Raw genomic sequence first — 14,471 nt, forward strand, 5'->3', positions numbered from 1 at the left:
CGCGACAGGGTCGTCAGCTGCTTTTCGAGTGAACCGTCGTCATGGGCCTTGGCCAGCATCGCCACGAGCGTGGCCGCCGTGACGAGCTGGACGCTATGGTTCTGCCGGATCGCCTCGCGCCCGAGAGCCACCGCCAGATGTGTCTTGCCCGTACCTGGCAGACAGGGCTAATAATGCCCGTTATCAGCAAGACAACGGAACACGGATTATTCGCTACGCCTTTCATCCGCGCTCTGGCGAGGAGGTGGTCGTTGTCGGACGGCAGCGCTATTGCGGCGAGCCGGCCTTTGTGGGCCGGCAGCCGGATGGCAGCTTGGCACTGGTGCCGATCTGGATGACCGAAGAATCCGCGGCCGCGATGACGCTCGTCGGGGCGCCACGCCTTGCCCTTCCCTGCCTGCGCGATCTGCGTCGCGAGATCGACACCTGTTTAAGCTTGCTCGACGGCGACTCACGCCGTGGAGGAGAGAGCCATGCAGAAAAGGCAGCCTATTTCCGCCCAATCGGATCTGTTTGCGGCGCAGACTGCGCCACAGGAACTTCCGAGCGACTTCCGTCAGCGCCTCCTGCCATTGATCGAGGCGCTGCTGAGGGAAGCGGCGAAGAAGGCGGCGGATCATGAAGATCACGCCTGAGCATCTGGCGCGCGGTGCCTATGTCTATATTCGCCAGTCCACAGCCGATCAGCTTGTCAACAACCCGGAGAGTCGGCATCGCCAATACGGTCTTGCCGACCGGGCGCGGGCACTTGGCTGGGAGATCGTGGTCGTCATCGACGATGATCCCGGTCGCTCCGGATCCGGCGTCACGCGCCCCGGCTTGAGAAGCTGCTCGCAGCGATCTGCGAAGGGCGGGTGGGCGCGGTGCTGGCGATCGAAGCGTCACGCCTGGCGCGCAATGGGCGGGACTGGCACACATTAAATCGAGTTTTGCGGCTGTTGCTCGGCATGAAGGGCACGATGAGCGAACTTGAGCTTTCGATCCTGCGCGCCCGCTCGCTCGAAGCGCTAAAGAACAAGGCGCGGCGCGGTGAGCTGTTTCTGGCAGTGGCGGTCGGCTACGTGAAGGCGGGCAATGACCGCATCGAGATGGACCCCGATCTGCGCGTGCGCGAAGCGATCACGCTCGTCTTTAAGCGCTTTGCCGCCTTGCAGAGCATTCGCCAGGTGCATCTGTCGCTACGCCATGAGGGAATCATGCTGCCGGCCGTCAACTACACCCGCGCGGCCGGGCGGACGATCGTCTGGAAGCTACCCGTCTACAACACCGTGCATCACATTCTTACCAACCCGATTTACGCCGGTGCCTATGCCTTTGGCCGGACCGGCAGCCGGATCACCATCGAAAGTGGCCGCAAACGTATCGTGCGGGGCTTGCGCAAGGAGCGATCGGACTGGGAGGTCTTGCTCATCGACCATCACGAGGGTTACCTGAGCTGGGCAGACTTCGAAAGGAATCAGCGCCTGATTGCAGACAACGCCAACGGTAAGGGCGTGATGGCACGCGGTGCGCCGCCGCGGCGAGTTGTTGTTGGGCGGCCTTCTGCGCTGCGGCCATTGCGGCCGCAAACTGCACGTCGCTTATTCTGGCCGAAACGGCAAGATCGGGCGCTATCACTGTCGTGGCGCGTTCCTCAACCATGGCACGGATCCATGCATCAGCTTCGGATCGCTGCGCGTCGATGAAGCCGTCGGCACCGAAGTCTTGGAACGGCTTCAACCCTTGGGCATCCAAGCAGCTGTTCAGGCGATCGAGACATCCAAGGCGCAGAGCGCTGAGAAGGGGCGTCAGATCGAGCTCGCGCTTGAACAGGCACGCTATGAAGCGGCCCATGCGCAGCGCCAATATGACGCCGTCGATCCCGACAATCGGCTCGTGGCAGGCGAACTTGAGCGGCGCTGGAATGCTGCGCTTGCGGTTGTGCGAGAGCGCGAAGCCGAACTCGACGCCCTCGAAACCAAAAAGCCGGAAGCACTCAGCGAGGCCGAGCGCCAGGAGCTGCTGCACATGGGCGCCGATCTTGAACGAGCGTGGCATCACGCAAATGCCACCAGCGTCACTCGCAAGCGCATCATTCGCAGGGTTGTTCGCGAGATGGTCGTCCGTGTCGAGAATGACCGGATCGAGATGGTGGTGCATTGGCAGGGCGGCGATCATACCACGCTCTCCGTCAAGAAGAACAAGCTCGGTCATCACAGGTGGGGTGCCGCGCCCGAGATCGAACCGCTGATCCGGGCGCTAGCGCGCCAGCTGCCGGACAAGGCGATTGCGGCCCTTCTCAATCGACTCGGTAAGACCACCGGCCGGCAAAACGGATGGACGCAGGCGCGTCTGCACCTTCCGTAGCCAACACAACATTGCCGTCTACAGACACGGCGAGCGCGCGGCGCGCGGCGAGTACACCTTGCAGGAAGCGGCAGAGAAGCTGGGCGTGCGGGCAATGACGGTGCTTCGCATGATCCGCGCCGGTCATCTGCCGGCCGAGCAATACTTCAAGGGCACGCCTTGGGTCATTCGCGGTCAGGATCTCGTGCGTCCCGACATTCAGCACTATGCCAACAGCGGTATGCGACGCCCATTATCGCAAGGGCAAGATCAACAGCCGATGCTTTTTCAATGACATAGCGAGGTGTGCATTATGACGCGGGATCGGGAGGTCCAAGGAACAGGACCGTGTCGCCATGGGCAATCCAGCGGCAGGTCGCCAGTTCCCGGATTTGGCGCTGATCCAGCGACGGCTGCGCGTCGAAGTCGAAGCCATCGAGTTCGCGCACAAACGGGAACTGCGCGATCTTGCCTGCCATGGAGATGCGCCGCTCGTCGCGCCTCGCGATCTCGCGCGTCACCAGGAAGGCCAAAGCCTCGCGCAAGGTCATTTGCGAACGCGCCGCTTCGTCCAGCAGCGTATCGAGCTGATCCCGGATCGCAGTCAGCTTCAGCCGGTCGAGCTGAGCCACCAGCATCTCGTGATCGACCGCCGTCATCACCAGCTGCCTCCCACCAGTGCCTCATATTCGGCCAGTGGCCGCAACAGAGCGGAAGGCGCAACGATATCCGCCGGCGCCGATCGTGCCGGCGCAGCAGCGTTGACCACGCCGGCAAGATGCGCGCGCCCAACAATCCGTTGGCGACGTCCCCGGCACAAGGCATGATCCGCCACCACCTCGCCCGCATGACGCACGATAAGGCAGCACCACGACTTGGACGCTCTCCCCGATCAGCCGCCAGGGAACCGAGTAACTGTTCGTGTCCAGGTCGATTGCGCAGTCCGCCTGGACCTTGCGCACGAGATCCCGCAGCTGCCCAAACGGCGCCCGTCCGCCGAGAGGGCGAAGCGCCACGGCCTCTTCGGCAAAGCGCTCCGCAGGAGCCACGCCGGTCGTGCCATGCACACGCTGATCGGCAATCTCGCGCGTCCACCGGCCCAGATGTGCCTCGAACGCCGCCCAATTCTCGACCCGGCGGGCGGCAATCGCATTGCGCTTGACGTAGTCGACCCCGCGTTCGTCCTTCCCCTTCGTACGAGCCCGGTAGGGCGCACAAGCCCGTGGCGTAAATCCCCGGTAGCGGGCAAAGGCGTGCAGCCTCACATTGAACCGCACCTCCCGCGTCGTCGCATCGTGATGTTCGACCAGCGCCTTCGGGTTGTCGAACAGCACTTCCGTCGGAACCCCGCCGAAGCGAAGGAAGGCTCCTTCCCTCCCCTCGAACCAGTCCGCCTGGCGCTCCCGAAGCGAGGGACAGACATGCAGCCGACGCGAGTAACCCAGCGTTGCCACAAACAGGTGCACCCGAACACGCTCGCCGCCGATCCACGCCCGCGTGTCGCCAAAGTCGATCTGCATCTGATGTCCCGGCGCCGTCTCAAACCGAACCGTCGCGCGCTTCTGCGCCCTCAACTCCCGACGCCAACCCTGCACCCGAAGCTCCACCGAACGAAGCCCTATGACGATCCCATGTTCGCTCTCCAGTTCCTGGCGCACCACATCGGCATTGCCGCCATGGCGGAAGAAGCTCTCCCGCAGCCTGCGGCGCGGCGATCGTATTGCCTCGCCCACGAGTGTTCCCAAAGAACAATGCCGTTGCCTCACTCGGATGTTCTCGATTGCCTCACTGGTTGTTCCCGAGATTTAGCCTCTGCCGATCCGGGGATGATCTCACCGCATGACCTCTACAATTTCCGTCCGCGCGGCATCGGCGAATGGCCCGAACACCAACGCATTGGCTTGCGTACTGCGCCAGATTTTCATTCGACGCTGCACGGTCCGAATGAGGCCGTCCGCACAGCCCTCAGGTGCCCGCGATCTACCGCACCCTTCTCCTGCTATACGGAACCGGCATGCGCATCGGCGAGGCGCTTCGCTTAGTCTTGGAAGATATGAACTTGAGCGAGCAGATCATCACCGTCCGCGATACGAAGTTCTTCAAAAAGCGTCTCCTGCCGATCGGACCAAAGCTCAACCGCGAGCTGGCTGCGCATATCGAACGGCGTCGTCTTCTCCCATTGCCGCATGGGGAAGAATCTCCATTGTTCACTACACGCGATGGCCGGCCGTGGCACTACGTGCGGGTCATCTCCTGGTTCCAGCATGTCCGCCACGCCGCCGGTATCAGTTGCCCTGTCGGCGAGACCCGGCCGCCACGGCTGCACGATATTCGTCACACGGCCGCCGTGCACCGGGTGATTGCCTGGTATCGCTCCGGTCAAGACGTGCAACGTTTGCTCCCGCAACTCGCAACCTACCTTGGCCACATCGATATACGTTCAACACAGCGCTATTTGCACATGACGCCGGATCTCCTCGATGCGGCCAGTCCGCGCTTTGCGCAATACGCGATGGGGGCCGACCATGAAGGGTGAGAGCCCCCCTTGGTCCGTGGATCCGCCGGTTCCTGTTGGAACATCTGGTCGCCGAGCGCAATCTTTCCCGCAACACCCAAGCCAGCTACCGCGACACGCTTAAACTGCTGCTGCCGTTTGCCAGCAAAAAAGGAGGCTGCGCCGTCGATCGTATGACAGTGGAAGAGCTGACGCCGGCAATTGTCCGCAAGTTCCTGGACCACCTGGAACGTGATCGCCGATGCAGCGAAGCGACCCGCAACCAACGGCTTGCGACCATTCATTCACTGGCACGCTTCATCGGCATGCGTTCGCCGGTCCACCTGGCCTGGTGTTCCGAGAGAAGGGCAATACCATTCAAGAAGACGGCAAAGACCGCGATCGGATATCTCGAAAAGGCCGAGATGGATGCGCTCCTCGGTCAACCCGACAGGCGCACGGGTCTTGGGGTGCGCGACCATGCCCTGCTGCTATTCCTGTACAACAGCGGTGCTCGCGCCGATGAGGCAGCAAAATTGACGGTTGGCAACCTTCAACTGGGCGCGTCTCCGTCAGTGCACCTTCATGGCAACGGAAACAAGGTCCGGATCTGCCCAATGTGGCCAACGACGGCAACCTCATTGACCCGCTTCGTGACCGATCGGGATAAGAGCGATGCAGTCTTTCTGGGGGCGGACGAAGGAGCCTTTGACACGGTTCGGAATACACCGCATCGTGACGCAATATGCCGCCGAGGCGAGCAAAACCGTGCCGCCTTGGCCACGAAGCGCGTCAGCCCGCATACGATTCGGCACACGACAGCCGTCCACCTCCTGCGTGCAGGCGTCGATATCAACACGATCCGTGCCTGGCTCGGCCACGTGTCGTTGGACACCACGCACATCTATGCGGAGGTCGATCTCGAAATGAAGGCCAAAGCGTTGGCCAAGGTCGATATCAGCGGCTTGAGGGAGTCACCTCGTCAACGTTCTCTGCCGTCATTGATGGCATTCCTGAAAGCCTTGTAGACTCCAACCGTCGCCCTTTATGTTGCGAGCCGGGCCAGGGAAACCGCCGCCATCTCTGGCTCGCCTCCAACAACCGCAACATAAATTTGGCCGCAACATAACGGCTGTAGCCATATCCGTCGGGATGGCTTCCTCGATACTCCTCCCACAAGATGAGGAGCGTGACGCCCGGCTCTTGAGCTCGACAGCAAGATCGGCCCAGTTCGGCTCTGTACGCCGCCGCGTACCCTGTTTGACGCCATTGCGAGCGAAGAGTTTGTTCTCAAGCGCGTCATCGGTCAGCTCGCCTGGCAGGGGCCAGCGCAACCCGATTGCCGCTGCGCGCCGCAGATTATCCTGCCGTACTGCGTGCTATTCCCAGAACGACCGCAATCTCGCGGGAGGTGGTCCCGCTTCCGGCAAGCCGAAGCATTTGTCTCAACTGTCTCATGTTCAGCCTTCTCTTTGCCGGCAGCAAAATGTCCTCGTTCATCGCGAGGCAATTGATGCCAAAGTTGCTGACCCAGGAGGTAATCTTCAGTGCCGAAAACCGGCCGGTCTTTGGTTGGAATGGTGGCCGGCTTCATACCGGAATGGTGGCCGGTGCATCGGAATGCCGGCCGGCTTCACGTCGGAATCCGCAAAGACGCTCCGTGCCACACCGCCCAGTAATCAAAACTGTTATAACAGACACTTCATATAACTTCACAGAATCTTTGCGACCGGAGATCACCGACAATGGTACTTCTCCGCAAAGTCTGCTGTCCGGCACGGCCAAGAGAGCTCTGCGATCGGACGCAGAGCACGCAATAATGGGAGTTAACGGCCAATGGCAAGAAAAGCGCTCATCCTGGTAGAAGGCGTTGCAGATATCGGTCTGTTATACGTGAAAGCGGCCCAGCGTCTTGGCCTGCGTCCAATCACCCTGTCGGCTGATCCAGCTCAATACGACTATCTTGCGGCAGAAAGCGTTGACGCCATCCGTGTCGATACGAACAATCTCGATGCGCTGATCTGCGAATGTTCCCGGTTACGTGCGACGAATGACATTGCTGGCATTACGAGCGCAAAGGAGTCAGTCTATGCGAGAGTTGGCAACCTCTGCCGGCATTTCAATCTACCGGGACCGAACCCCACATCGATTGAACGATGCTGCGACAAACCTGCTCAACGTCAGCTCCTCGCGGAGGCCGGCGTTCCCATACCTGCTTTTCGCGTGGCGGCGAATGCGATTGACGTAGAAAGTTCCGCCTTGGAGATCGGCCTGCCGGCAATTCTTAAGCCAGCCGCAGGCAGCGGCAGCATGGGAGTTCGATTGTGCCGCAATCTCGATGAGGTAACCGAACATACGAACTATCTATTGGGCGGGAAGCACATATGGCGGTCCCCGCCGAAGATACTGGTCGAAGAATTCGCACAAGGCCCCTATTGTTGGGCCGACATAATGGGAGATCAGATCATTGGAATTGGCACCTCTGACTTCGGTCCCGCACCGCATTTCGTCTCTCGTGAGTCCACCATTCCGGCCCCGCTAATTGATGACGAGCATAGGCGCATCGCCAATGTTTCGCTGAGCTGTTTGCGAGCTCTCGGCCTTGGCTGGGGGCCAACGGGCATTGAACTCCGGTGGACGAAGCGCGGCCCGGTCGTCATTGAAGTCAATCCACGTCTTCATGGCACACCCACTCCCCAACTGGTTCAGCTGGCTTACGGTGTCGATCTCATCACCGAGCATATCAAGCTTGCCATCGGGGACGAATGCGATTTGCGTAGAAGTCATTCGCACACTGCGGCCGCGCGGTTCCTAGTTGCTGATCGCGATGGCACCCTTGACTGGATCAGTGGGGACAGTCAAGCGGCTGCCGTATCAGATGTCGCCGAGGTCAAATTTTATGTTGGACCCAAGACGCCGATCGTAAGGAAAGGCGATTTCCGAGACCATATCGGACATGTCATGGCCGTTTCCCCCAGCTTTTTTCAGACACAGTTCATACTGCAGCAAGCTGTCGACTTAATCAATTGGTCCATCACACCATTTTCGATCGCCGGCGAACAGGAACAACCTGCGGACTCTCGCATCCCCGCACCAGCGTAGGTGGCCACAGGTGAGAGGTGATCATCGCCGAATATTGCGCATGAGAGCGCGAGAGAGACGGGGTTAAAAGCATCGATGTGTCAGAACAGAGGGCGTTGATACGGCAGATCGCGGACGCTTATGAGGCCATCGGAATTTGACGAGAGGCATTTTGTCGGAAAACTGCATCGCCGACTAGGTCTTGTGGCCAGGGACATGCTTCGCACAACGATCATTGACCAGAATGACCTCAAAGCCGCGCTACTCTAGAGCGGCGGACGTTCAGGTTGAAGGCATTCCGATTATGTCGGGCATGTGATTGATCGGGATAGGGGGACGCCTCGCGGCGCCGCCCCTCCCACACCGCCGGGCATACGGGTTCGTACCACGGGGGTTCGATCAGATTAAGCTTGGGCAGAGACATGAAGTCGAGGGAGGCCGAGAGACTCGAAGTAATGGTTGCTACGGCCTGTTGGACCGCCGGGTGTCCTGACATGCGCCAGAATCCCGTCGGTGAACCGGCGGCAACCGCAGCTCCGAAACTGGTACGCCATGACGACGTAGTTCCTTGAAGCGGTTGTGTCCGTTCCCCCATTGCCGCCAGAGATACATGCGTAGTCTCCGGCGGATCCACGCTTCCGGATGTGCGAGTACTCGAGGCGTCTGACAGAAGCTGAAGTAGCCGCGCCAACCGATAAGGTATGGCTTCAACTCTTTGATCATCTGCGGCAGACTGAGTCCCCCTGTCTGGAATGTCATGTCCCGGATCAGCGCCTTGAATTTGGCGACAGCCTTTGGCGCGATGCGCGTCCCGGGCGGAAGCCATAGCTGTGCTCCGAGAATGTCGCGTCCCACTGCTCTTGCAAGACCTGCAGCAGGGCTTGCTGGATCAGTCTGTCGACGACGCAAGGTACGCCGAGTTTTCTGACCCCGCCGTCCGGCTTGGGGATTTCGACAGCTTGACCGGCTACGGCTGACAGGTTCCTTCGAGCAATCGAGACCGGATGCTTGCCAGTGCTCACGCAGGTAGCCCTTGGCGTGTCCATTAGCTGTTCTGTCCAGGCCGGGCTTTCGGGTGCCGACTTCGCCACGAGTGGTTCGGCCCCTTGGTAACCGCTGACAGGGGATCACCCCGTTCCCTCGGTTCCAGGGCCAGTGAATACTGGGTCTTCTGCCGCTTTCCACTCATGAGTTGCCAGTCCTATTTGCCACTTCCAATCGTTCGGGCCTTCGGTCATCGTTTCCGGCTCGGCCTATCCGTTTGCTCCGCCTTTCGGCCTTGGAGTGCCTCACTAGCCTTGCCGACAGCATCACCTACTACGCCCTCTGCTGACTCCTGCATCACGGTCAGGTCACCTTGCGGTTCCCTCAGTTCCGAAGTCGGAACGCGACGCAGGCCTCCCCAGGTGAGTTCAATCGCCTTCCCCGCGCACCTGCCGGATCTACAGCCCTGCCCCTTGATGGATATGGACTTCGCGACACGTTGCCCGCTCGTCCGGCCAGGCGATGCCTCATATGCGGTTTCTGTTCGTCAGTGCAATACGACGTATAGGCAAGGCTATCAGGGTTGGCAGTGCGATACTCCTCCCACAGGAGCACCCGCGTTACGCCGCGGCGGCGCAACTCCTTCTCCACATAGGTCCAATCGGGCACCGGCCGACGGGCGCTTTGCGATGCCGCCACCGGCGCCGGGGAGAGCAGCAGCTCAAGGCCCTCGTCATCCATCCCGTCGGGCAGCGGCCAGCTCAGCCCGGCAAGACGGACGCGCCGTAGATAACCATGCACGACGCCATTGCTCACCCCGAGCGTATGCGCGATGGCGCGCTCGGTCACGCCCTGGACATGCCTTAGACGTAAAACTTCTCTGATCCGGCGCATCGACAATCTCTGGGTTGGCGTAAGGCTTCCTCGTTTTGAACGAGGCATCCTGTAGACTGGCTGAGCTGTCGGCCGAATCGTCCCGCACCTCCGAAAAGGTGCTCACGATCGTCTGAAATCGCTGCTCACGATCGCCTGAAATCTTGCTCATGATAGTGAAATTCGTGCTCACGATCGCCTGAAATACGCAGAGATGTCCACGCCGCGCCAGCCCACGACATTCGACATTGTGCGATGCGCGACGCCTGACCACGCTCGGCTGGTCTCGCGTTGAGAGGATCGATGACGATCTCGGCCGTGGCCGTCCATCAGGGTCCGGACCACGACGGCGCCGCGCGTTGGCGCCGCTTGATGAACAACCGCTTCGGCGCAGCGAAACACCCAGTGGTAGGCGTTGCTTCGATCCGCACGCCGGTCTCGTCGGAGGCGATGACCTTGGCCCGGCGCAATGCCGCGACGGCCTTGTCGCACTCGGCCACGAAGGCGCCCTGCGCACGGGGCAACATGTTCATCAGTCCGCCCTGGCTGATGGTGAGACCGAAAACAGCAGGCCAAGCCATTACGCCCGACCTGGCACGAGTCGGCGTGAAAGAAGACCCCTTATTCAGGACCGCCAACAAACACGGGCGGCCGTCGCCCTGCCCAGGGAATGGCCTCCTCCAGATCGCGAGCGACACGGACCAGCATCGCCTCTTCACCGAAGCGGCTCACGATCTGAACGCCGATCGGCAGCCCGTCGGCGCTTTGTGCTAAAGGCAATGATACTGACGGCTGCCCGGTAATGTTGAATACACCAACCTGTGAATAGAGCGCAGAAGTCACTTTCATGAAATCCTCTGCAGAAATGGTCGGATTAGTCGTGTTATAAATGCCATGTGGAAAAGCCACGATCGGCATAGTCGGGGTCAAGACTATATCGAAAGAATGTAGCGCTTCGCCTACTTGCAACCTCATTATCCGGAGAGCCTCATGAACCTCCCGAGAATAGGATAGCGGTAAATTCTTGCCATACTCATTAAGCTTAAGAGTAACTGGCTCCACGGTCTCCGCGTTGAGACTGCGGCCCATGGCCTGAGCTGAAATTTCGAGCGAACCACTGCTCAGGCTCGTTAAGCCGAACCATATCTTGCAGAGGTCCTCCACCTCAAAAGGTGCATCGATATCAATTACGGTGTGTCCCATTTCTTCTAAAAGGCGAGCCGTAGAGTCGACTGCCTGCATGACGTCAGGCTCGATATCAACCGCACCCCACGGCGTCATCGCAACGCCGATCCGCAAAACGCCGGTCGGCTGGGATAATTCACTTACATAGCGGCGATCAGGCTGGACAATGATAAACGGATCGCCAGGATGCGGGCCGGAAAAGACATCCAGAGCCGCTGCCATGTCGCGAACGGTGCGGCACATAACGAAGTTTTTGCTCAGACCAAAGGCTCTGTCCTGTTCGTTTGGGCCGGTAGAAATGCGGCCGCGCGATGGGTTCAGTCCAACAAGGCCACAGAACGATGCGGGTATACGAATCGAGCCACCACCGTCGCCGCCGCTGGCGATCGGGACCATCCCTGCAGCGACAGCGGCCGCAGAGCCCGCCGTCGAGCCCCCGGTTGTTCGGTCAAGATTCCACGGGTTGCGGGTGACCCCGCACAACGCGGACTCGCTACTCCCGATCCCCAGTTCGGGCGTGGTACTGCGACCCAACACACGCAGCCCTGCCGCGCGGGCGCGTTGAATGAAATAGCAGTCCACAGTCGGCCTATTGCCTACGAAGAGCCGACTTCCGAACTCTTGAAGTCGGCCGGCCTCGTAAGTCCCCATGTCCTTGCGCAGGAACGGCACACCGGAAAATGGTCCCGTGTCCGAACCAGGCACAGACTCAGCGTCGTCATAGAACTCGACCACGGCGTTGATGGTGGGGTTGATGCGGTCGTGAGCCTCACGCGCCAATTGGACAAGTTCGATGGCGCTGATCTCGCGTCTGTTTACCAGTTGCGCGAGGCCGGTGGCGTCGTAGGTGGCATATTCAAGCAGTCTCATGCATTGTTTTCCCATCTATCATTGATTCTCCTTCGACCTTTCCGCAGCCGCCCTTACGCCCGCTGAACGCGCTGACAGCGGGCTGGTGCAGTCCTTGCCGGGCTCCACCCGAATCATGCTGCCTTCGCGTCGATGTCACCGACCTTCTCTTAGATCGCCACTCGGGATCGTGAGCTCGGAACAATGCCGTAGGCGATATTCGCCGCAACGCCGAAGATCTTGTCCACGATGTCGTCTTCGATCTATTCGGCTTCCGCCCCCGCCCAGCGCGAATGAGCCGCATCTTACCTTTCCCTCATATGGGTTTGTTCTCATAGCCAGACCTCTGTCTTTCGCTAAGCGAAGACGGGATCTTGAGGCTGAGTTTGGATAGCCGGAGCGCGCACATGACAGGCCACGACGCGCCCGTCTGGCATCGGCACCAAAGGCGGCACGGCTGTGCGGCAACGTTCGACCGCGAGTGGACAGCGCGGGTGGAACGCGCACCCAGTCGGCGGATTGATCGGGCTTGGCACCTCGCCTTCGACGGGCGCCTCTAGCCGAACCCGCGTCGGATCCGGCACAGGAGCCGCCGCGATCAGCGCCTCGGTGTAGGGATGGACCGGCTTGGCGAAGAGCGCCTCAGACGGGGCGAGCTCCACGATCCGCCCAAGATACATGACGGCGACGCGATGCGCGATATGCTCCACGACGCCGAGGTCATGCGAGATGAAGACGAGGGCGATGCCAATCTGCTGCTGGAGATCCAGAAGCAGATTCAGAATCTGTGCCTGCACGGAGACGTCAAGGGCTGACACCGCCTCGTCGGCGATGATGAGAGAGGGGTTAAGCGACAGGGCGCGTGCAATTCCGAGCCGCTGGCGCTGACCGCCCGACAATTCGGATGGGAGCCTGTGCATCATCTCAGGCGACATTCCGACTTTTCGGAGAAGGTCCGCAGCCAGTGCGTTGCGCTGCTTCCGGCTGAGACGCTCAAAGTTTTCGACGGGTTCGGTGATGATTTGCCCGGCGGTAAGGCGCGGGTTCAGCGACGAGTAAGGATCCTGGAAGACCATCTGCATCCGACGGCGCCAAGCGTGAAGCGCGTCCTTCTTGAGGCCCGCAATATCGGTCCCGTCGATTAGCACGCGGCCGCCCGTCGGCTCTACCAGCCGCATCAGGAGCCGCGCGACAGTCGACTTGCCGCAGCCGGATTCACCGACGATGCAAAGCGTCTCGCCCGCCTCAACGGTGAAGGATACATCCTGCACCGCCCGGATCACGGGGATGGTCTTCTTCAGGAATCCCGCACCGAGCGGATAGTGCTTGGTCAGATTGTCGACTTTCAGCAGAGGACCATTCATGCGCCCATCACCTCTTCGGCGCGCCAGCAAGCTGCGGCGTGGCCCGACCCGACATCACGCAGGACGGGCGTCTTTTCGCGGCATATGTCGGTAGCGAACGTGCAGCGAGGTGCAAAGCTGCACCCGACAATGGGCTCGCGCAGGCTTGGGACAATGCCGGAGATTTCTGGAAGGCGGCGCTGACGGCCGCGCCGCGGATCAGGCACCGATCGCATGAGGCCCTGAGTGTAGGGATGCGCCGGACGCGCAAAAAGATCTATCACGTTCGCCTGCTCAACGATCCGGCCAGCATACATCACGATCACGCGTTGGCATGTCTCGGCGACAACGCCCAGATCATGCGTGATGAACATGACGGCCGTTCCCATGCGCTCTTTCAGGTCGACGATGAGCCGCAGGATCTGCGCCTGGATTGTGACATCGAGCGCAGTCGTCGGCTCGTCGGCGATCAACAGTTCCGGCGAGCAGGCAAGAGCCATGGCGATCATGGCGCGCTGGCGCATCCCGCCGGACATTTCGTGCGGATAGTTGTTAACGCGACGCTCCGGGTCAGCGATGCGGACGAGACGCAGCATCTCCTCGGCCTTCGCCATGGCAACGGACCGCGAGGCCTTGGTGTGGATCTGAACTGCTTCGGCGATCTGGTGGCCGATCGTATAGACCGGGTTCAGGCTCGTCATCGGCTCCTGGAAGATCATGGCAATCTGGTCGCCGCGGATCTTTCGCATCTCCCGATCAGACAGGTCGAGGAGGTCGCGTCCACGAAAACGGATCTCGCCGCCGACCGTCCTGGCGGACAGCTTCGGCAGCAGGCGAAGGATGGAGAGAGCAGTGACGCTCTTCCCGCATCCCGACTCGCCGACGACGCCGAGTGTCTCGCCTTTCTTCACCTGGAAGCTGATGCCGCTGAGCGCGCGGGTAACGCTGTCTTCGCCGTAAAAGTGCGTCTCAAGGCCTCGAACATCGAGAAGCACATCGTTCCCTACAGTTTGATGCATCTGCACGCTAGCGCCTGCGCTTGGCGCGGGGGTCGAACAGGTCGCGAAGGCCGTCCCCGAGCAGGTTGACAGCAAGGACCGTGACGGCAAGACAGATGCCCGGGGCGAAGATCGTCAACGGGGCGATGGCGAGATACAGGCGCGAACTGGCGATCATGTTGCCCCAGCTCGGAATCTCGGGCGGCACGCCCACGCCGAGGAAACTCAGCCCCGCCTCCGTCAGGATCGCACTGGCGCAGACAGTTGCACCCTGGACCATCAGCGCCGGAATGGTGCTCGGCAGGATATGACGCCACAGCACCTTCGGCAGGCGCGCGC

At 60.8% G+C, this 14,471-nt stretch carries 13 protein-coding genes and 5 pseudogenes; 8 read left to right on the forward strand and 10 right to left on the reverse strand.

Annotated features, from left to right (window positions below; all coding sequences use genetic code 11):
- Positions 1-158: pseudogene (locus tag NKJ12_RS31140) on the reverse strand (ATP-binding protein); the annotation flags it as partial.
- Between the two features lie 315 nt (positions 159-473).
- Here NKJ12_RS31140 and NKJ12_RS31145 point away from each other — a divergent pair.
- From NKJ12_RS31145 to NKJ12_RS31165, 5 genes are read left to right on the forward strand one after another with little or no spacing between them, the layout of a single operon-like run.
- On the forward strand, positions 474-635 hold the full coding sequence (locus tag NKJ12_RS31145) for a hypothetical protein (protein WP_352707469.1): 162 nt from the start codon (positions 474-476) through the stop codon (positions 633-635).
- Positions 619-921 (forward strand): recombinase family protein, encoded by a 303-nt coding sequence (locus NKJ12_RS31150; RefSeq protein WP_352707471.1) that lies wholly within the window; start codon positions 619-621, stop codon positions 919-921. Before NKJ12_RS31145 ends, NKJ12_RS31150 begins: the two co-directional genes overlap by 17 nt.
- Positions 864-1,685 (forward strand): recombinase family protein, encoded by an 822-nt coding sequence (locus NKJ12_RS31155; protein WP_352707473.1) that lies wholly within the window; start codon positions 864-866, stop codon positions 1,683-1,685. The genes NKJ12_RS31150 and NKJ12_RS31155 overlap by 58 nt, the downstream gene beginning before the upstream one ends.
- The gene (locus tag NKJ12_RS31160; protein ID WP_352707492.1) at positions 1,570-2,346 is read left to right on the forward strand and encodes a hypothetical protein; all 777 of its coding nucleotides are present in this window, start codon (positions 1,570-1,572) and stop codon (positions 2,344-2,346) included. Before NKJ12_RS31155 ends, NKJ12_RS31160 begins: the two co-directional genes overlap by 116 nt.
- A 58-nt stretch (positions 2,347-2,404) precedes the next feature.
- A complete protein-coding gene (locus tag NKJ12_RS31165; RefSeq protein WP_352707476.1) occupies positions 2,405-2,620 on the forward strand; it encodes a helix-turn-helix domain-containing protein in 216 nt (71 codons plus the stop codon).
- A 31-nt stretch (positions 2,621-2,651) separates the two neighbouring features.
- Here NKJ12_RS31165 and NKJ12_RS31170 read toward each other — a convergent pair.
- Together NKJ12_RS31170 and istA are read right to left on the reverse strand one after the other, a co-directional pair.
- Positions 2,652-2,984, reverse strand: a pseudogene (locus NKJ12_RS31170) (ATP-binding protein); the annotation flags it as partial.
- Positions 2,984-4,025 (reverse strand): annotated as a pseudogene (istA, locus tag NKJ12_RS31175) (IS21 family transposase); the annotation flags it as partial. The pseudogenes istA and NKJ12_RS31170, both read right to left, overlap by 1 nt.
- Positions 4,026-4,294: 269 nt before the next feature.
- Between istA and NKJ12_RS31180 the strand changes: the two are divergent.
- The 3 genes from NKJ12_RS31180 to NKJ12_RS31190 all read left to right on the forward strand — a co-directional run bounded on the left by NKJ12_RS31180 (position 4,295) and on the right by NKJ12_RS31190 (position 7,921).
- Positions 4,295-4,861 (forward strand): tyrosine-type recombinase/integrase, encoded by a 567-nt coding sequence (locus NKJ12_RS31180; RefSeq protein WP_352707478.1) that lies wholly within the window; start codon positions 4,295-4,297, stop codon positions 4,859-4,861.
- A gap of 35 nt (positions 4,862-4,896) precedes the next feature.
- A complete protein-coding gene (locus tag NKJ12_RS31185; RefSeq protein ID WP_352707480.1) occupies positions 4,897-5,847 on the forward strand; it encodes a tyrosine-type recombinase/integrase in 951 nt (316 codons plus the stop codon).
- An 808-nt stretch (positions 5,848-6,655) separates the two neighbouring features.
- Positions 6,656-7,921 (forward strand): ATP-grasp domain-containing protein, encoded by a 1,266-nt coding sequence (locus NKJ12_RS31190; RefSeq protein ID WP_352707483.1) that lies wholly within the window; start codon positions 6,656-6,658, stop codon positions 7,919-7,921.
- Between the two features lie 441 nt (positions 7,922-8,362).
- Here the strand turns inward: NKJ12_RS31190 and NKJ12_RS31195 are convergent, their stop codons facing one another.
- The 7 genes and pseudogenes from NKJ12_RS31195 to NKJ12_RS31225 all read right to left on the reverse strand — a co-directional run.
- Positions 8,363-9,085 (reverse strand): group II intron maturase-specific domain-containing protein, encoded by a 723-nt coding sequence (locus NKJ12_RS31195; RefSeq protein WP_352707486.1) that lies wholly within the window; start codon positions 9,083-9,085, stop codon positions 8,363-8,365.
- 348 nt (positions 9,086-9,433) lie between these two features.
- Positions 9,434-9,826, reverse strand: a pseudogene (locus tag NKJ12_RS31200) (IS21 family transposase); the annotation flags it as partial.
- A gap of 249 nt (positions 9,827-10,075) precedes the next feature.
- Positions 10,076-10,323: pseudogene (locus NKJ12_RS31205) on the reverse strand (IS66 family transposase); the annotation flags it as partial.
- A gap of 55 nt (positions 10,324-10,378) precedes the next feature.
- Positions 10,379-11,812, reverse strand: a complete 1,434-nt coding sequence (locus NKJ12_RS31210; RefSeq protein WP_352707488.1) for an amidase — start codon at positions 11,810-11,812, stop codon at positions 10,379-10,381.
- A 335-nt stretch (positions 11,813-12,147) separates the two neighbouring features.
- Positions 12,148-13,155 carry an ABC transporter ATP-binding protein gene (locus NKJ12_RS31215; RefSeq protein WP_352707495.1) on the reverse strand — a complete coding sequence of 336 codons (1,008 nt, stop codon included), beginning with the start codon at positions 13,153-13,155 and terminating at the stop codon, positions 12,148-12,150.
- Positions 13,152-14,153, reverse strand: coding sequence for an ABC transporter ATP-binding protein (locus NKJ12_RS31220; protein WP_352707497.1), 1,002 nt, complete (start codon positions 14,151-14,153; stop codon positions 13,152-13,154). The genes NKJ12_RS31215 and NKJ12_RS31220 overlap by 4 nt, the downstream gene beginning before the upstream one ends.
- A gap of 7 nt (positions 14,154-14,160) precedes the next feature.
- Positions 14,161-14,471: ABC transporter permease (locus NKJ12_RS31225; protein WP_352707490.1), on the reverse strand; the 311-nt coding region annotated here is incomplete at its 5' end.

Source organism: Mesorhizobium sp. M0195, from assembly GCF_040322115.1.
In the GTDB taxonomy this organism is placed as follows: domain Bacteria; phylum Pseudomonadota; class Alphaproteobacteria; order Rhizobiales; family Rhizobiaceae; genus Mesorhizobium.